This window comes from Natronomonas amylolytica, from assembly GCF_037031205.1.
Lineage (GTDB): Archaea > Halobacteriota > Halobacteria > Halobacteriales > Haloarculaceae > Natronomonas > Natronomonas amylolytica.
Map to the genome: position 1 here is coordinate 342,711 of NZ_JAYEZM010000005.1, position 17,995 is coordinate 360,705.

Here is a 17,995-nt window from a genome sequence, read left to right on the forward strand (position 1 = left end):
TTCCGGCATTCGATACAGTCACCGGGATGGCCCGGCGCTTCCCGCCACTCGCAGACGGTTGAGCCGCAACTGAGGCAGACGTACACGAGTCGGACCAGGTGCGGACGCGCGGAGATCGTCGTTGACCCGCCGGTTTCATTTGGATACAGTTCCTCTCGGTCGGTGCGGGCTTCGCCCGCGTTGGTGCGTTCCGACATTCGTGGTTTCCCCGGAGCCACCTTCTACGGGCCGTGTTGGCGCACGGCCCGACCTTCTGACGACGTATAGCATCGCCAGCAGGGTGTGGTGACCCCGCAATTCCTCTCTCACGACATAGTTGCATAAATGTAACGACGATGCTACAGCACTACTTTAAGGTAAATAGGGAATAATAAAGGGAATTAGGTACTGAGATACCGGAGAGGAATTTAGTGAGAAGAAGCGGATCGTGGCAAAGCGTCTGGGATGACCGAATCTTGGAGGCTATCGAGGCGGATGAAGATGGGGTAATGAGCGTCGGTGACCTCCACGAAAACGAATACATTCGGGTTTCTAAGACGCAAATCTCACGAAGATGCAAGAAACTCGAAGAGCATGGCCTCCTTCGGAAGGTCGGCCACGGTGTCTACATGATCACCGACGAGGGGCAGGCCTACCTCGAAGAAGAGTATGACGTAGAACAGGGGAAGTTTATCAACCAAGACCAGACGGATGCTCCTTCGACAGAAAGCGCAAAATCGGAAAACGAGATTTAGCCCTCCATGACTCAACGACGCACCGCCCGGTGGCAGCAGGCTTTAGATGAACGAATCCTCGAACACCTCTCAGAGGAGAGTTGGTCAACACCGTCGACGATGACGGTCGAGCCGTCGATTCACGCGACGGAGAATCAGATTCGAGAGCGGTGTAAAGTGCTAGCCGATGCGGAACTGTTAGCGATTGAACCTGATTCTGGCTGGATGGTTCAACTCACTACCGAGGGGCAGCTGTACCTCGATGGGGAACTCGATGTAGAGCTGTACCCTCGGCCCAGATCGCCTCGGCAGTTGGACGAATACATATAGAGGCCGTCACCCCCTCGCAGGGAGGGGGTTCGGCCAAAACGCGGCTTTGGGGAGGTGGGTAAAGCGGTGGCGGATTCTCGTCGAAACGAACGTTATTGGCTGAAAACGTCGTCCGCTTCGTACCCTGCCAAGTCCGGATTGAACAACTGAAAAGCCGCATCATCGACTAAATAGACGGGCCAAGAGTCGCCGCGAATCTCGTCCGGGTCGACAACACGAGACAGCAATTCGATCAATTGCTGGCGGAAATACTCGCTCCGCTCGGCTTGAATCTGGAGCCGGTCGCCGCGGTCCGTTCGTACAGTCGCCCGCAGCGAGACGTAGGTCTCGGCGAAGCCGCGAGCGATACCGACGGGCGCATACTGTAGATATTCAGGGAAGCGCGTATCCAGTGATGTCTTGTCGCCGTCGAGGCCGGTCCACGTCTGAAGGACGCGCCCCAGAATGCTCGCATCCGACCGCGGAATCCACTCGTCGGGCTTGCCGTCGCGAGTGACAACTCGCGGCCGCAGGTCGAAGGTTTCGAAGTAGCCGAGTAGTCGGTCTTCCTGTGCCGACGTTTCGACGACGAAGTCCGGCACACGCGTCTGGTGGCTGACTGACCCCGAGGCCAGCAGCCATGCCGCCAGCCGGTTCAATGTGCGCGCAGCATCGGATGACCAACTATCGAGAATCCAACCGCGGTTGAGGGCGGTCTGCAGGCCGCGATAGCAGTCGGGTTGAGCACCATCCAACCACGGACGGATGCGAGATCGGGGGAGTTCGACGACCGAACTCAATGCCTGCGAGCCCTTATTCGGATGCTCGGCGGCAGCCCGCTGGACGCGCTCGTAATCCTGCACGCAATCCCACGGGTCGGCGTAGCCCGGCGGGTCGTAGGTCCGCACGAGGGCTTTCTTGGCGCCGGTGCTGTCGGTCGGGTCGGCGAGCATGCTATGGGATTAGGATGTGCAATAAAAAGCGGTTGGTCAGCGGGGGGTTACAGTTCCCACTCGGTGAGCGTCGAGGACTGGTCGCCGCTCTCGGAGTTCCAGACGAGGCGCGCTTCGGCATCGGTGCTATCAACACCGATTGTCGCGGAACTGCCGGCAGTGACCGATGAACCAGACGATTCGGAAGTGTCGGTGAGGTCCTGCCATTGGTCGCCATCCGCCGGAACGATACCGGTCCCGGCAACCGAAATCTGGCTGGCAGTAATTCCATCCCCACCATCGTGAGTGACCACGACCTCTCCTTCGCCGCCTGCGCCGCCGCTGCTGTCGTAGTCCCAGCTAAACTGTGCGTTCGGTGCAGTCTGCTGGACTTGGTCACCAAGACCAAGCACGAAGGTCCCGATAACTGCGGCAAGTATCACGGTTATCGCGACCATGAGTATAACACCAATAACAGGCGATACTGCGTCATCGTCTTTAAGTAGTTGTTTGAAATTCATGTATATGCGTTAGGCCTCCCACGTCGTAATTGTCGAGGACTGGTCACCGCTTTCGGATTCCCAAACGATGCGGACGCTTGCGCTACTGAGATCAATATTCCCGTTACTTACAGGTGTAGTATCATCAATAGTAACTGAATTGCCAGCGGTCACTTCAGCGTCTCCACTCATATCAGTCTCCCACTCATGTCGACTGTTGATGTCTGTGTCGGCGGACGAACCACTAATAACGACATACGTCTGAGCGCCCGGAAGAGGGTCTCCTCCATCATGAGTAATTTGGAGCGTGTCACTGGTCCCTTCTGTGTAATCGAAACTTATCTGTGCATTCGGTGCCGTCTCTTGGACTTGGTCGCCAAGTCCAAGAACGAACGTCCCGATGACAGCCGCGAGAATCACGGTTATCGCGACCATGAGGATCACGCCTATGACAGGCGAGACCGCATCGTCGTCTTTGAGTAGTTGTTTGAATTGCATGGTTGGTTCGGACGCAGTGTTCTCACAGCGAGAATGGGGCCGCGGGGTTTATGTCCGCCCTCGTCAACATTCGATTGTCGAGAGGGGAACTTGGGTCACACCCTCATCCCGGTTTTCTCGCGTGCAAACTGCGTTACAGGTAGCCGTAGCACAGGCAACCTGTTTAAAACGTTCCCCGTTTCGAGGGCTGAGTCGCACGAAAAATAGAGCGTCAATTTGTATCGAGACACGCAATAACAGGCAGTATAGGTATTGAAGCAGACAGATAGATTAGTTCTCAGTTGGGCCTTTATTTCGAAGTAAATCAAGTAAGGAGTTCCATGTAACGTCCTCAGCGAACAGGTCAGCTCGAAGATTCCAACTCCACGGAGCAGCATCATCCGGGTCATAGCCGTAGGAGGTCGGTTCGAGGTCCTCGATTGTCATCCGCTCATCCTGCGGGTAGTCGGCATCAGCAGGCCACCGTTCGTAGAACTCGACGACGTCTTTTTCTAACTTGAAGTACGGAAGCGTCGCAAGCCGCTTCGCCTCGGGATGGAGGTCCTTCCCGGTGTGACAGATGACGCCAGCAGCGTCGACGCCAATCTTCGCGAACCGCTTCGCCAGCGGCGTCCATTGAGTCGCAACCTCCCGCCGATACACACGAGCGTCCATGTGCGTCGACGCCTCGTCGAGCACGATGAACTTCGGTTGCTCCCGATGCTCCAGCAGTTTCACCGCGAGGTCGTGGGCGCTGGTGACGACGTGATCCGTCCGGTCCCACGAACGGATATTCGAGAGTACCAAGAGATCGTCATCGAGGGCGTAGTTCCGAATTTCCACCAGCTCGCTCATTGTGTTCGTCTTGCCGGTGTTCGGGTTTCCAGCGCCGACGATGAACGCCGGAGCATCGTTGTTGTGCAGCCACGAGTTGATACGCATCGGCAGCCGGAGCCGGGAGCCGTCGAGGTCCTGTTCGGTGATGCCGGTGAAGTGAGCGACTACCGACGCCTGTTCCCGGTGAATTGCCTCGGTGGCCTCCTCGGTAAGGAACGACGAGGTAACGGCCTCACCGAGCGCCGTATCACCGAACGAAGTGGCGTCGATATTCCGCTCCGAGAGGTCCGATTCAGCCAGCACCGATTCGACGAACGACAGCGTAGACTGCCGGTTCGGGTCGGAGACGACGCCCGCGTGCGGGTGAAGCTCCTCGGCGCCTTCCATCTCGCCGCGAACCTGTTCGCGGAGCTTCGACGCGTTCAGCAGGCTGTTATCTGGGTCACTCATGGTTCAGTTTTTGACGAAAGAGGTCGGTCAGCGAGCGGTTCTTGTTGTGGCGTTCGAAGAGGTAGATTCCGTAGGCGACACCGAGCAGCCAGCCAGCGAACACGAGGAACACCGTCTCGATGCTGGGAACCGGCAGCGTCACGACCGTCGGCGAGACGGTCAGGTAGAGCCGTGGTGGTCGACTCGGAAGCGTCGACGCCACGTAGTCCATTGCCGTCGACGAAGCCGTGTAGAGCAGCACGACCGAGACGAACACGCCGACGAGTCGACGCTTAGTCATCGGCAGGCACCTCCGCGCCGTTCGCGTCCTCGGCGCCGGCTTCCTCCTCGGGACTCGTCGAAACCTCCTCGGCGTCGACGGCTTCGGGAGTGAGTTCGTTGTCCAACTCTTCCTCGAGTCCGTAATCTTCCAGCGCGTCATCTACCGCACCGTTCAGGGAGTCGCCAGCATCGGGAAGCGTCCCCTCCTGGAACGACTCGATCACGTCGAGGGTGGCTTCCCGGGCCGCGTTTCGGACGATAGTAAACGCGCTCGTCTCGATGGCGAAGCCACGCTTTGCGTCCTCTTCGAGTTGATTCCGGCACTCACGCACCTTCTGGAGACTCCGGGCGAGTTCCCGGTCATCGAGCGTCCCGCGCCACGTCCCGACGACCGTCATCTCTTGGAGGTCGACCTTCTTGCCGACGTACAGCTGTGGCGTCAACTGCGTGATGTCGTGAACGTCGTTCGGTTCGCCCTCTTCGTCCGTGACGGTCAACTCCTTGAAGTCCGCGTAGGGAATCGCGTAGAGGCCGCCGTCGAGCCGACGTGCGTCGAGATCGATCAACCAGATGAACGTCGGGTCGTAGAGGATGCTGGTGATGTAGTTGCCGGACAACAGTCCGAGCGGGACACCGGCACCGATGAACGACAGCAGGACGATCTTCGCCTCTCGGGAGACGGTAAACGAGGGGTCGAAGTATCCCCACGCGACGGCGGCGATACCGCCGAGTATGAGCAGCGTCCCAAGCCGACTTTTGACGAAATCGACCGCGAGAGCGAGCTTCGAGGGCCGCTGTTTCAACTCCGGTTCGGTCATGCTACCCGCTCCGGTTCCTCGGTTCGACCAAGCACGGTTCGAATGACGACGATGATAGCGACCGAGCCGACACCAGTCGCCGACGAGATCGCCGCGAGTTGTACGTCGTTCGCACCCCACGGGCCGCCGATCAACGTCGACCGATTTTCGAGCGGGACAGCGTAGAGGGTCGAACCGGTCGAGACAGACACCCCGGCGAAGCCGTCGTGTTGCGTCACCGACCATTCGACGTGATTCGTACCCTCGGAGCGAAGCACGACGTCTCTTTGCGGCACCTCACCGCCAGCCATGAACGCACCGGAGTCCGTCAGGGTAACTCGTTGGAGTTCGTCGCTTTTGAAAACGAGAATCGCGTTCCCGTCGTCGTTCAGGTACGCCTCACAGAGTACGGTATTCTCGTCGATAGTTTCCGGTTCCGGACACTCCTCACCTTCGAGATTGGCGTCGAGGTCGTCGTCGGTCGCGTTCTCCTGTGCAACGACACCACCGGAGGCAACGGATAGGACTACCAGCGCGAGTACGAGCGTGAAAACGGGCTTCATGGCAGTTACTTGTCCCGACCGTTTCTCCCGACGTTGATGTTCGGCCCGGCATTCGAGGCCGCCGAGACCGTGGAACTGTACACACCGTAGGCCGCCGCCGAAATCGAGCCGATGCCGACAGCAGCACCGGGAATCGGGCCGATGCCGAGATTGTTGTTCATCCAGCCGATGATACCACCGGAGCCGGTGCCACCGCCTGCGCCATCGTCGGTACTGGGAGCCGTGTTCTCGGCCTGCTCTTGTAGACGGAGCTGCTCTTGGCGCAACTGGTCCAACTGGTTTTGGAGTTCCTGCACGTCGGAGGTGTGGGTGGTAGTATCCTCAACGGAGAAGGTGTCTACCTCGGTCCCATCGGGGTCGTAGGCTTTGTTGATAGTGAAGGTGTCCTCGAGCTGGCCCATCTTCTGGTGGCCGTCCTGCTGACTCCGGTAGGTGATGAACAGCGGTTCGGACCACGTACTCGGGTCGTAGGTTTCACCGACTTGGAAGCCAACCTCGTTGCCGCTCCCGTCGGTCGGGACGTGTTGAGTGTACAGGTCGGTACGGATTTGGTCGGAAACCTCGTTTCCGTCGGCGTCGGTCGAAGTAATCGTGATAACGACGTTTTCCGTCGCGGCGGTCGGGAAACCGCCTTCGGCGGCGGCGGCCTGTCTAAAGGCCTCGTCGTTGTTTTCCTGAGCCATCTCGGTGGCGAAGGTCGTCGGGTCCACCACGTCGGTCAGGTCAACCTCACCGGGTTCATACTCAGCGTACACGTCCGAAACGTAGCCCGTGAGGTCCGAAAAGACATTATCCCGCGTCTGAACCAACTGGTCCCACGCTTCAAAGACCTGAACCGCGTTATATTCCCCATCGCCATCGGGGTCTTTATAGGCCTCATTCCATTGCAGATTAAGGGACGAACCGTCGGTGTCACGGGCACGAACCCAGAATCCATTACTGGTGTAGGTAGGACTTGCGGGAGAGTTAGCCAGCGTTGGTTTGTGTGTAACATTGTCGTCGACGCTGGTACCGGAGGAGCTATCAAGCCACCCCCAAATGAAATTCATCTCGTCGCCGGAGCCGTTGGTGACTTTTGGAACCGTGACATCGTACGTGTTCCCGTTAAGCAGGTTGAACGAGTAGGTAAGCGTCTCCCAAGTAAACGGCGTGCTATTACCATCCAACTGATACCCTTCGAAAACGGTCTCAACTGATAGGTTACTGTGGGAATCGACCTGCTGTATCATATGATACAGCTGGCCCATCTGGGTGTCAACGTGGGCAAGAATATTCTTCTGAACTTTGGAGAAGTAATCATCTAACGTCGTTTCCATCTGGTTTTGAGCCTCCGTCTCAGATTTACCCGCATTGAGAGCGTCAGCGACAGCAAGTTGACCCTTCGAATACGCGACGTTATCAGAGGCTTCGATATTGTTGACGAGAGAGGTCAAAACCTTCTCGTCAGCAAGTCGCATTTGGGTGGTACCAGTAATAATCTCTGTATGTAGAGCATCTGCTCCTGTGTATCCAGAGTAATCTCGCATATCACCGAATCGACGATGTGCGTAGTTGGCGATTCGAGTTGTCGCTTCATCGACGTAGTTGTTGCCCATCATGTAGTCGACACCGAGGGCGGTCGGCCCGCCGAGTGAGTAGAGCGTAGCGTCCTCGATAGTCTCCTTCCAATCGTAGCCGTCGGCAGCCGCAGGCGCGGAGATCGTCGAGGTCGTGGCACAGGCAGCGCCACCAGCAGCAACCGTCTTGAGGAACCCCCTACGAGTCGGAGACGGGCTTACTGTGTCCTGACGTTCAGTCATCGTCGACGACCTCCGTTCCCATTCGCAGAGAGGAGACCAGCGACAACAGCCAGCGCGATAATCGCTATGACCCATCCGGGAATAGCGAACGTTTCAGAAAGGTCGAAGCCAGCGCCCGAACTCGTTTCATCCGCTGCACCGGATTCGACAGACACCGGGGCGTCACCAGTCCCTTCAACCGTAACTCGGTACTCGGGGTACTTCGTCGCGTTCACGTCCTCGTACTGATAGGACGCGACCTCACCGGACGGCGCGTTCAGCGTTGTCTGATTGACCTGCGTCTCAGCGCCGGTCGAGTCGATCCCGTAGATCGTCACCGTCACGTCCGAACCGTTCGTGTCCTCCACGTCGACGAAGATGTGCGAGGTGTTGGACGAAACCGAGTGAGTCGAGTCGTGGAACGTCGCCGCCGCAGCGAGTCCAGCGACACCAGCCAGCATGACGACCAACGCGAACAGCAGCGCGGTAATCCGCTTCATCGGACCGCAACACCCCACGAGGCGACGGTGATCAGAAACGCCGCGATGCCAGCAGCCGGAGCGTTCGTCGCGATGAAGTCACTCACGAAGTTCGTGTACTGGTTCCCGACGATCAGCACCGGAGCGAGGGCGATCATGATCTGCTCCCATCGCTCGTAGTTCTGGAACTCTCGCGTTTCCGAGCTGGCGAAGGCGACCGCCAGCACAGCCAGCGAGAAGATCGTCGAATGTTCTGCCGTGAGGGTGTAGTTGAACCACTCCAGATGAATCTCGGAAACGCCGCCGAAGGCGTACAGGGATGCCACCGCGAACACGATGGATAGCAGCGCCGGCACCGTGTTCAGTTGGGCGTAGTCCCGAAGCGTCGAGTCGAGGGATGCGCGAGCCGACGCCATCGTTAGTTACCTCCGGGGAAGGCCACCTTCGTCGGGTTGTAGGTAACCGTCTCACCGTCACGACGTTCGAAGGACTCTTCCTCGGTGTCCATCGCGATCCAGATCGGTTCCCCGACCTCGATGCGACCCTCCGCAGCTGCACGCTTCGCCTGGTCCTTAGCGAAATACTTCACGAGACCACGCGACTCGTCCTTGATTTTGAGCCGGTACCACGGACCGTTATCGTTCTCGCCTTCGGTGAGGTCGAGAACGACGCCGCTCAGAACCTCACCGGGGTCGAGGTCGACCGTCTCGGTTTCGCCGTCGTTCGTACTCGATTCGAACTCTTCGAACCCCTCGGGCGGGGTTGGCTTGTCTGTCGCCATTGCATTCTAGTATACTAGACATAAAGGAATGGGGTTAAGGGGAACCTCGGTGAAACTGAAATATTGGAGATAATCGGTTCTTTGGGGCCTAATACGGATATTCTGTCTCAGGCCGTTTCTCACCGTGTTCGTCATGATAATGCTGGTACCGTAGCGCGCGGTCGGCAGCTGCAGGTTCCTCCAATCCGTGATCATCGTGGAAGTGATACGCCATCGTCTCCGACTCATGCGAGGAAAACCCGCAGATACGGCACCGATAGACCTCTGCCTTCTGGAGCGGTATCGAAAGGCGGGTTTCCTCCTCGATAGCTTTCACCGGCAGATGGAGTTTCACCATATCGACACCGCCACCACCGCCGGGTTCGTGTTCCTCACCGTCGTTATCAATGATAGCGTCGAGTTCCCACTCATCAGGCGAGGGTGGCGGTGCTTGGAACGAATCAGTTTCCGGGCGAGTACGCCCTTCATCGAGATCGTCCAATACGTCAGCAACGAACGACCGATTCGACGGCTTCAGCGACAGTTGGCCCATCACTTCGGGAATCGTCCAGTCGTCGCGAGGAGAATCATCGACGAGAGATAGAATCTCTCTTCGGAGTTGTGACCGAGAAAGCGTCTCACCGATGGAGACACCACCGCTCGCGGAGGGCCACCGTTCGGCCATCGACTTGTCGAAGTGGCTGACCTCCTGGTCATCGTCCTCGACGATCTTCTCACCGCCGTCCGTCGTCGGCGCTTCAAGTTGGTTTTGGTCAATCCGCCACGAGGCTTCGCAGCAGGCACAGACGACATCGGCACCACGGCCATCATTCCATTCGACCAGTTCACCGTGCGGAATGTCCTGTTCGGCCTGTTCCGATTCAAACCGCTGGTCGCAAGCGTCGGCTTTGATAGCAGCGTTCGCGAGGTCCGAACGGGAGACACGTCGACGGGAACCCGACCAGTACAGCGCGCCCCACGCGAGGTATTCGATGGGTTTCTCGATCAGCTCCTCGGTGTAGCCGCCCATGTAGGCGGCCATATATGATCCCATATTCTCGATATCACCATTTATCGAAATACAGCCGTCTGAATCTTCTACGTAAGAATCTATCGAGGTATAGTTGTGCGCCCGGAAAGACGCTGGGTCACATTCCTCTATATGCTTGTCTATCACTCGTTCTAGTTCACTGCCGACCTCTTCGAGCGAGGTCGTCGCGAGAGCATCTTGGTCGAAGTAAACGCCGACGTGAAGATGGGTGTAACAGGCGTTCGCGCCCGGTTTCTTGTCCGGGTCGGCAGCGGCACCCATGCCGTGCGGTTCGGCCTGACTCCAGTATATCCAATCATCGGAGTCGAGCCCGAGGTGATACTCCATCGTATTCCGTAGTGCGTCCCGAACGCCGTGTTTCGAGAAAGCGTCGTGAATGGCGTCGAGGTGTTCGATGGGTGGAAGCCGCGAATCGGGTTTCGATGACGCGGTGAACGTGAGCATCGCCGTCGACGGGTTCGACCATTCACCGACGGACGAACCGGCGGTGGGTCGCTTCCCGCCGGACATCTCACGCTCAAGCGCCATCGCCCGCGCGTACTCCTTTTTGCTGTACGATTCGCCCCATGCGTCCATCAACGGAATTTCAAATGATTCGCCGTAGTGGTTCGCGAAGCGGGCCGTCAGTCCTCGATACTCCGCGTGCGCGAAGAGAAACGCGGAGACGGCATCAGCCCAAGTAGCGGCTTCGCGCCGCTGGAGTTCCGATACCATGAAATTCCGGTCCACGTCCTTTTCGGTTTCAACGTACACGTCCTCATACTCGGCTTCGGTCACGACCCGACGGAGTGACCGCTGGTGTTGTTCGGAGATCGGGAGGTCGGCCAGCTCCGGATAGTTTCGGACGAACTCCGAAACGCGCTCGTGGATTTTCTCCTCGTAATCGGATAATTCGTCGGTAGAGGTGTTTACAGAGTTAGTCTGCTTGGAAGGCCGAGAGGCCGCAGGTTGTTGATCGGCCCCGCTCATGGAGAGGAAGCGAGAGAATCGTCGTGGAGATGATGACGCGAATGCTCCTCGGGTTCGACCGCGACGAGGTTATCCGGAATGTTGAGCCACGGAACCGAGTCACGATGATGAACCTCGTAGTCAGCAGGAAGGGAATCGAGGCCGTGTTCGGCAACGTACAGGAGCCGATGGATGTAGACCGTATCATCAGCTCCGTTGGCGCGACACCGGACGTACTCATAGCCCTCGCCAGTATGGCACAAAGACGGAGGGTTAGACATCCTCACCTCCGTCGGTGCGCACGCGGGAACCGCTCGCTCGCGCAAGAAACGCCGTATTCTCGCGGGCCTGCGGCTCGTTTCGCCTCGGCCCGCTCCGAGACGGGGATTCCGCTCGCTCGCGGATGCTTACCGCAGTAAACTCGTGGGGAGAGAAAGGAAGGGCAGCGGAGTCGAAATCGACGAACCAGTGAAGCGATGGGAGGAGTTCGTCGACCGGCTCACGCTGGAGGTCGGGTACGCGGTAGCAGTCACGGCACTCCCGATATCTCGTCGGTGATTCTCGACGAGGATTAAGACACCAGTCGTGGCAGCTCCGACAGCGATATTCGACGAGTGATCCGCTCAACGCGGACCACCTCTGAAAGTATCCGCGCGCTGGTAGTTATTTCGGGGTGAAGATGGTGAACCTGCAGAAGATACTTGTGAGTGCTTACTTGAGGTACCGAAAGTGTTAGAAGTGGGATGGGTTCGGGCAGATTTGAACTGCCGGCCTCCTCCATGTCAAGGAGGTGTCATAACCAGCCTAGACCACGAACCCACGCTGGTGCTTGCCTGCACTCATTCATACCTCGGTAAGGTAATTGAACCTTTCGGAATAGCCCGCCGTCCGTCATTCTCCCCCGTGACACCGCTACCCGCGAGTAGTCGCCGTCGAAAAACCTGCTGTACGTCGCTGCCGGCCGCGAAACCGTCGCTTCGTCCGTAATATAAAAAACGCCGTATATTCTGGGCAGAAGGGTGATACCGAGAAACGAGCAACAACGAGGCAGCAATGGAATCGAGTACCGTGAGAGCAGCCATATCCTGCTTCCTCGCCGTCGTGATGGTCATCGGCTTTACGGCCGCCCCTGCTGCGGCCCTCGATGGTGACGATGTCTCCATTGATGACGACGTCTCCGTCGGCGATGACGGAGTGTCGGTCGGCGACGACGGAGTATCGGTCGATGACGATGGCGTCTCGGTCGGTGATGACGACGTTTCGATCGATGACGATGGCGTCTCCGTTGTTGACGAGAATATCTCGGTTGATGATGGCGTTTCGCCCGACGACGAGAACGTCTCCCTCGACGACAGCGGAGTCGACGATGTCGTCGAGACGCCGTCCGACGATGGCGGGCCCATCGACGACACGCCCCTCGAAAACGAAACGGACCAACCGTTCCCCGAGGAGGTCTGTACGGACGTGGGAGACGTTGCTCAGGAGAACGTGCCGTTCGAGCAGGTGCCGTGGTTCGACGACCTGCCGTCGGAGGCCCAACCACCGGGAGTACCGACGGATGTAGTGACGCCGCAGGCCGTCGCGGCCATCGTCTTCGGTGCGACGCCGAACCAGTGTGATATTCAGGACCCCAACGACCCGAGTTACAATCCGGTGACGGGCGACGACGAGGTGGACCCGGCCGCCGACCGAGAGGTCCAATACATCGGTGAGAACGACGGCGGCGTCCTCGCGGTCGTTCTCTACGACGTGACTCTCAACGAATCCGGTAACGGTCCCGGTGTTTCGAGCGTCGTCGCCCTCGGTGCGAACCCCGACTACGGTGACAATCAGCTTCGCTTTGCGGTCAGCGACGGGGAGAAGGAGTACGCCGTCGAACCGCGGGTTCGCTACTGGGAGGACGGTAGCGCCTACACGTACACGGACGTCGAGGTGCTGAACAAGCGCGTCGGCGTCGAAGTCGACTGTGACGGCGAGGAATGTCAGCCCGGTACCCGTGGCCTCCCGCAGTTCACCGAGTACCCGAGCTTCCCAGCTCCGACTGCCGACGACGGAGGCGACGAAAACGAGACGGTCCCGAGCGAGGTCTGTACGGATGTGGGAGACGTTGCTCAGGAGAACGTGCCGCTCGAGCAGGTGCCGTGGTTCGACGACCTGCCGTCGGAAGCCCAGCCGCCGGGCGTGCCGACGGATGTGGTGACGCCGCAGGCCGTCGCGGCCATCGTCTTCGGTGCGACGCCGAACCAGTGTGATATTCAGGACCCCAACGACCCGAGCTACAACCCGATAACGGGTGACGACGAGGTCGACCCCGGGTACGACCGAGAGGTCCAGTACATCGGTGAGAACGACGGCGGCGTCCTCGCGGTCGTCCTCTACGACGTGACCCTCAACGAGTCGGGAGAGGGTCCCGGCACGTCGGGCGTCGTCGCCCTCGGTGCGAATCCCGACTACGGTGACAATCAGCTTCGCTTTGCGGTCAGCGACGGGGAGAAGGAGTACGCCGTCGAGCCCCGAGTCCGCTACTGGGAGGACGGTAGCGTCTACACGTACACGGACGTCGAGGTGCTGAACAAGCGCGTCGGCGTCGAAGTCGACTGTGACGGCGAGGAATGTCAGCCCGGTACCCGTGGCCTCCCGCAGTTTACCGAGTACCCGAGCTTCCCCGCACCCACCGCCGACGAATAACTGACCCGCTTTCCTTTTCGGTTTCACGCCCCGCCAGCGTCAGCCGTAGCGACAGGCTTAAACGAGTGTACTTACTTGTACATTACAACGCATCATCGGACATTGGTGTTCAGCATGAAGGATTTCATTCGACGAGTGACGGACGGGGACGATCTCACGCAGTCGGGAGCGCGTGACGCAGCATCGCGGGTCTTCGAGGACGCGACGGAGGCTCAAATCGGCGCGCTGTTGGCCGGCCTTCGCGCGAAGGGCGAGACGGAGGCCGAAATCGCGGGGTTCGCACAGGGGATGCGCGGTGCCGCCCGAACGATAGACCCCGACCGACAGCCGCTGGTCGATACGTGCGGGACCGGCGGGGACGGCCACGACACCATCAACGTCTCGACGACGAGTTCGTTCGTCGTCGCCGGCGCCGGCGTCCCCGTCGCCAAACACGGCAACTACTCCGTGTCTTCCTCGTCGGGGAGCGCGGACGTACTGGAGAAGGTGGGTGTCACTATCGACGCCGAACCGTCGGCCGTCGAGGGATGCATCGAGGACATCGGCATGGGCTTCATGCTCGCGCCGGTGTTCCATCCGGCGATGAAGGCGGTCATCGGTCCGCGAAAGGAACTGGGGATGCGGACCATCTTCAACGTGCTCGGTCCGCTGACCAATCCCGCCGATGCGGACGCACAGGTCGTCGGCGTCTACGATTCGGACCTCGTGCCCGTTCTCGCGAATGCGCTCTCGAATATGGCCGTCGACCGGGCGCTCGTCGTCCACGGGGCCGGGCTGGACGAGATCGGCGTCCACGGCGCGTCGACGGTCGCCGAGGTCGACGGCGAATCAGTCACCGAATACACCGTCACGCCCGCCGACCTCGGCGTCGAGCAACACCGACTCGAGGACGTCGCCGGCGGGACGCCCGAGGAGAATGCGGCGGACCTCCGCGGCATTCTGGAAGGCGAGGTCGACGGCGCAAAGCGGGATATCATCCTTGCGAACGCCGGCGCGGCGATCTACGTCTCCGGGGAGGCCGACAGTCTGGAGGCGGGAGTCGACGCCGCCCGCGAATCCATCGACTCCGGGGCCGCAGCGGAGCAACTGCGAACGCTCCGCGAGTTCGAGCCATGACGCGCGTGAAGATCTGTGGCATCACCACTCGCGAGGACCTCGAGATGGTCGTCGACGCCGGCGCCGACGCCGTCGGGTTCATCGCCGACGTTTCGACCGACACGCCCCGTGAGATTTCGGCCACGCGCGCGGTCGAACTCGCCCGCGCGGCGCCGCCGTTCGTGACGACGGTGCTGGTGACGATGGCCGAACGCCCCGAGGCGACCGCCGATTTGGCCTCGCGCGTCCAACCCGATGTCGTACAGGTCCACGGCGACCTCTCGTCCGGCGACCTCGCCTACCTCTCGGCGAAGGTTCAGGGCGACGTCATCAAGGCGGTCTCGCCCGAGGACGCGACACAGTACGATACGGTTGCCGACGCCCTGCTCGTCGATTCGCTGGACGAATCGGGTGCGGGCGGCACGGGCGAGACACACGACTGGGACCGGACGGCCGAACTGGTCGACTCGCTGGCATCGCCGGTCGTACTCGCCGGTGGACTGACCCCGGAGAACGTCGGCGAGGCGGTCCGTCGGGTCGAACCGTTCGCCGTCGACGTCGCCAGCGGCGTCGAGGCCGACCCCGGCCGGAAGGACCCCGATGCCGTCTCGGCGTTCGTACGTGCGGGAGGCGAACGACCGTGATCTCCCGCGAGGCGTTCGTGGAACTGGCCGACGACGGCCCGGCCGTGGTTCGGGCCGTCGCGGAACTGGACGCGTCGACCGAACCGCTGGCGGCCTACGCCGCGGTGACGGGCCGGACGACCGACGCCGAGGCCGGCGACTACGCCTTCCTGCTGGAAAGCGCCGAGAAGGTGGCCTCCAGCGACCCCGATGGCGCGTTCACGGCCGGCCACGGTGCCGACCGCCACGCCCGCTACTCCTTCGTCGGCTACGACCCCGCGGCCGTCGTGACCGTCGAGGCCGACGAGGGTGCGTCCGTCGAGGTGGTCGACGACCGCTACGAGGGCCTGCTGACGCCCAACGGTGGCGACACGGTCGACAAGCTTCGGGCATCGCTACCCGACCTGCCGCTGCGGAACTTCCCGGAGACCGAGCGCCAGCAACTGCAGGGTGGACTGGTCGGCTTTCTGGCCTACGATGCGGTCTACGACCTGTGGCTCGACGAGGTCGGACTGGAACATCCCGACTCGCGGTTCCCGGACGCGCAGTTCGTCCTCACCACGAAGACGCTGGTCTTCGACGACGCGGCGGGGACGGTGTCGCTGGCGTTCACGCCGGTCGTTCGCGAGGACGACGACCCCGGCGCTATCTACGACGAACTTCAAGACGAGGTCGACCGCGTCGAGGAACTGTTGGCCGACGCCGAGGGGGTCTCGACGGGCGGGTTCCAGCAGGTCGCAGAGCGGGCCGGCCCGCAAGAGGACTACGAGGATGCGGTGCGGACCGCCAAAGAGCACGTCCTCGACGGCGACATTTATCAGGGCGTCATCTCCCGCACGCGGGAACTGGACGGCGACATCGACCCGCTCGGCCTCTACGAGGCGCTTCGTGAGGTCAACCCCTCGCCGTACATGTACGTCCTCGATTACGACGACCTCTCGGTGGTCGGCGCCTCCCCGGAGACGCTAGTGTCGGTCCGCGGTCGTGAGGTGATGAGCAATCCCATCGCGGGCACCTGCCCGCGCGGAAACAGCCCCGTCGAGGACCGACGGCTGGCCGGCGAGATGCTCGCGGACGGCAAGGAGCGGGCCGAACACACGATGCTCGTCGACCTCGCGCGCAACGACGTTCGCCGCGTCTGTGCGGCCGGCAGCGTCCGCGTCGAGGAGTTCATGAACGTCCTCAAGTACAGCCACGTCCAGCACATCGAGTCGACGGTGACCGGGCAGTTGCGCGAGGACCGCGACGCCTTCGACGCGACGCGGGCCTCCTTCCCCGCCGGGACGCTGTCGGGCGCGCCGAAGATCCGCGCGATGGAGATTATCGACGACCTCGAGGAGCGACCGCGCGGCCTCTACGGCGGCGGCGTCGGCTACTACTCGTGGACCGGCGACGCCGACTTCGCCATCGTCATCCGGACCGCGACGGTCGAGGACGGCGCCGGCGTCGACGGCACCGACCGCGTGACCGTACAGGCCGGTGCCGGTATCGTCGCCGATTCGGACCCCGAAAGCGAGTTCGAGGAAACGGAAAAGAAGATGGACGGCGTGCTGGCGGCGCTGGACCGCATTCGTGAATCGGCACCCGAGGACGAAATCGAGGGGATGGCCGAATGACGCGCGTCCTCTTTATCGACAACTTCGATTCGTTCACGTACAACCTCGTGGAGTACGTGAGCCAGCACGAGGGCACCGAAACCGAGGTGTTGCGGAACACGGCCTCCCTCGAAGACGTCCGCGACGTCGACCCCGACGCCATCGTCATCTCGCCGGGCCCCGGCCACCCGAAGAACGACCGCGACGTCGGCGTGACGATGGACGTGCTTCGGGAGATTAGCCCCGAGGTGCCGACGCTCGGTGTCTGTCTCGGCCTCGAAGCGGCCGTTCACGAATACGGCGGGTCGGTCGGCCGCGCGCCCGAGCCGATACACGGCAAGGCGTTCTCGGTCGACCACGACGGCGAGGGCGTCTTCGCGGGTCTCGACGACGGCTTCCAGGGTGGTCGGTATCACTCCCTCGTCGCTCTGGAGGTGCCGGACGTCTTCGAGGTGACCGCGACCACCGACCACGAAGGGGAGGGGTTGGTGATGGGGGTTCGCCACCGCGAACACCCCATCGAGGCCGTCCAGTTCCATCCCGAGTCGGTGCTGACCGGCGTGGGCCACGACCTCATCGAGAACTTCCTGGCAGGCGTCGAATAGCTTCGTCCCATAGGGCAGCCCGTCCCGCTGTCGGATTTCACGCGTCGGCAGCAGGGGGAGGTACTGCGACATTCTAGTAATAGAACTCGGACGAAAATAAGGCGGGCGATTATTCTAAGAAAAAATATATTTTCTGGAGTTCCCGGCCATGTGCCCGTTTTTGTGCTGTGACACCGTAGCGATGTGCCGACTAGCCACACGGTTTCTGTGTGGGCTGTCACAACCGTACAAGAGCTGATTCCAACCCCCGATTACTTCCAATGGAAACATCGCTTCCTTCTTGCGGTTTCGGGGGTTCGAATACCACTTTCACTACGGTCTACCCATCCTTATAAGAGTTCCAGCGAACAACACAGGTCGTACGCGCAGGGGCACGCGCATGGCCGTCGAAACGGGAAACAACGAGTGCCCACGATATGTATCGGAATCTCGACAAGAACCCTTCCGAGATGCCAAGGGTTATTGGGCATCCCACAGTACGAAAACTCCGTCATAGATGACCCGCGCCATCACTTTCGTTAGCCGAGGAATCGT

Annotated in this window: 19 protein-coding genes and 1 tRNA gene; 6 read left to right on the forward strand and 14 right to left on the reverse strand. The window is 60.6% G+C overall.

Translation table 11 applies throughout. The features are described from left to right. Positions 1–488 precede the first annotated feature (488 nt). A complete protein-coding gene (locus U5914_RS09660) occupies positions 489–734 on the forward strand; it encodes an ArsR family transcriptional regulator (RefSeq protein WP_336135549.1) in 246 nt (81 codons plus the stop codon). A gap of 401 nt (positions 735–1,135) precedes the next feature. On the opposite strand, the gene U5914_RS09665 is transcribed toward U5914_RS09660, so the two are convergent. The 14 genes from U5914_RS09665 to U5914_RS09730 all read right to left on the reverse strand — a co-directional run bounded on the left by U5914_RS09665 (position 1,136) and on the right by U5914_RS09730 (position 11,674). Next, on the reverse strand, positions 1,136–1,975 hold the full coding sequence (locus U5914_RS09665) for a hypothetical protein (protein ID WP_336135550.1): 840 nt from the start codon (positions 1,973–1,975) through the stop codon (positions 1,136–1,138). Between the two features lie 47 nt (positions 1,976–2,022). After that, positions 2,023–2,475 carry a type IV pilin N-terminal domain-containing protein gene (locus U5914_RS09670; protein ID WP_336135551.1) on the reverse strand — a complete coding sequence of 151 codons (453 nt, stop codon included), beginning with the start codon at positions 2,473–2,475 and terminating at the stop codon, positions 2,023–2,025. A gap of 9 nt (positions 2,476–2,484) precedes the next feature. Beyond that, positions 2,485–2,952: a type IV pilin N-terminal domain-containing protein gene (locus tag U5914_RS09675; protein ID WP_336135552.1), complete on the reverse strand. Its 468-nt coding sequence runs from the start codon at positions 2,950–2,952 to the stop codon at positions 2,485–2,487. A 270-nt stretch (positions 2,953–3,222) separates the two neighbouring features. Next, complete coding sequence (locus tag U5914_RS09680; protein WP_336135553.1) at positions 3,223–4,218, reverse strand: hypothetical protein; 996 nt, start codon at positions 4,216–4,218, stop codon at positions 3,223–3,225. Then, entirely contained in the window at positions 4,211–4,498 is a 288-nt protein-coding gene (locus U5914_RS09685) for a hypothetical protein (protein WP_336135554.1), read from the reverse strand. The genes U5914_RS09680 and U5914_RS09685 overlap by 8 nt, the downstream gene beginning before the upstream one ends. After that, positions 4,491–5,297 (reverse strand): DUF8125 domain-containing protein, encoded by an 807-nt coding sequence (locus U5914_RS09690; RefSeq protein WP_336135555.1) that lies wholly within the window; start codon positions 5,295–5,297, stop codon positions 4,491–4,493. The genes U5914_RS09685 and U5914_RS09690 overlap by 8 nt, the downstream gene beginning before the upstream one ends. Then, a complete protein-coding gene (locus tag U5914_RS09695; RefSeq protein WP_336135556.1) occupies positions 5,294–5,839 on the reverse strand; it encodes a DUF8063 family protein in 546 nt (181 codons plus the stop codon). The genes U5914_RS09690 and U5914_RS09695 overlap by 4 nt, the downstream gene beginning before the upstream one ends. Positions 5,840–5,844: 5 nt before the next feature. Continuing rightward, positions 5,845–7,638: an Env/VP5 family phage fusion protein gene (locus U5914_RS09700; RefSeq protein ID WP_336135557.1), complete on the reverse strand. Its 1,794-nt coding sequence runs from the start codon at positions 7,636–7,638 to the stop codon at positions 5,845–5,847. Continuing rightward, positions 7,635–8,078 (reverse strand): hypothetical protein, encoded by a 444-nt coding sequence (locus tag U5914_RS09705; protein WP_336135558.1) that lies wholly within the window; start codon positions 8,076–8,078, stop codon positions 7,635–7,637. Before U5914_RS09705 ends, U5914_RS09700 begins: the two co-directional genes overlap by 4 nt. 35 nt (positions 8,079–8,113) lie before the next feature. Next, a complete protein-coding gene (locus U5914_RS09710; RefSeq protein ID WP_336135559.1) occupies positions 8,114–8,512 on the reverse strand; it encodes a DUF8023 family protein in 399 nt (132 codons plus the stop codon). Between the two features lie 2 nt (positions 8,513–8,514). After that, a complete protein-coding gene (locus U5914_RS09715) occupies positions 8,515–8,877 on the reverse strand; it encodes a hypothetical protein (protein WP_336135560.1) in 363 nt (120 codons plus the stop codon). A gap of 88 nt (positions 8,878–8,965) precedes the next feature. Then, positions 8,966–10,621: a hypothetical protein gene (locus U5914_RS09720; RefSeq protein WP_336135561.1), complete on the reverse strand. Its 1,656-nt coding sequence runs from the start codon at positions 10,619–10,621 to the stop codon at positions 8,966–8,968. A 251-nt stretch (positions 10,622–10,872) separates the two neighbouring features. Next, on the reverse strand, positions 10,873–11,136 hold the full coding sequence (locus tag U5914_RS09725; protein ID WP_336135562.1) for an HNH endonuclease: 264 nt from the start codon (positions 11,134–11,136) through the stop codon (positions 10,873–10,875). Positions 11,137–11,599: 463 nt separating this feature from the next. Beyond that, positions 11,600–11,674: transfer RNA gene (locus tag U5914_RS09730), tRNA-Val, on the reverse strand. 234 nt (positions 11,675–11,908) lie between these two features. Between U5914_RS09730 and U5914_RS09735 the strand changes: the two genes are divergently transcribed. The 5 genes from U5914_RS09735 to trpG all read left to right on the forward strand — a co-directional run bounded on the left by U5914_RS09735 (position 11,909) and on the right by trpG (position 17,461). Next, a complete protein-coding gene (locus tag U5914_RS09735) occupies positions 11,909–13,543 on the forward strand; it encodes a hypothetical protein (RefSeq protein WP_336135563.1) in 1,635 nt (544 codons plus the stop codon). Positions 13,544–13,657: 114 nt separating this feature from the next. Beyond that, a complete protein-coding gene (gene trpD, locus U5914_RS09740; protein ID WP_336135564.1) occupies positions 13,658–14,659 on the forward strand; it encodes an anthranilate phosphoribosyltransferase in 1,002 nt (333 codons plus the stop codon). Next, positions 14,656–15,282, forward strand: coding sequence for a phosphoribosylanthranilate isomerase (locus U5914_RS09745; protein WP_336135565.1), 627 nt, complete (start codon positions 14,656–14,658; stop codon positions 15,280–15,282). The genes trpD and U5914_RS09745 overlap by 4 nt, the downstream gene beginning before the upstream one ends. Continuing rightward, positions 15,279–16,877 carry an anthranilate synthase component I gene (gene trpE / locus U5914_RS09750; RefSeq protein ID WP_336135566.1) on the forward strand — a complete coding sequence of 533 codons (1,599 nt, stop codon included), beginning with the start codon at positions 15,279–15,281 and terminating at the stop codon, positions 16,875–16,877. The genes U5914_RS09745 and trpE overlap by 4 nt, the downstream gene beginning before the upstream one ends. After that, positions 16,874–17,461 (forward strand): anthranilate synthase component II, encoded by a 588-nt coding sequence (trpG, locus tag U5914_RS09755; protein WP_336135567.1) that lies wholly within the window; start codon positions 16,874–16,876, stop codon positions 17,459–17,461. Before trpE ends, trpG begins: the two co-directional genes overlap by 4 nt. Positions 17,462–17,995 lie beyond the last annotated feature (534 nt).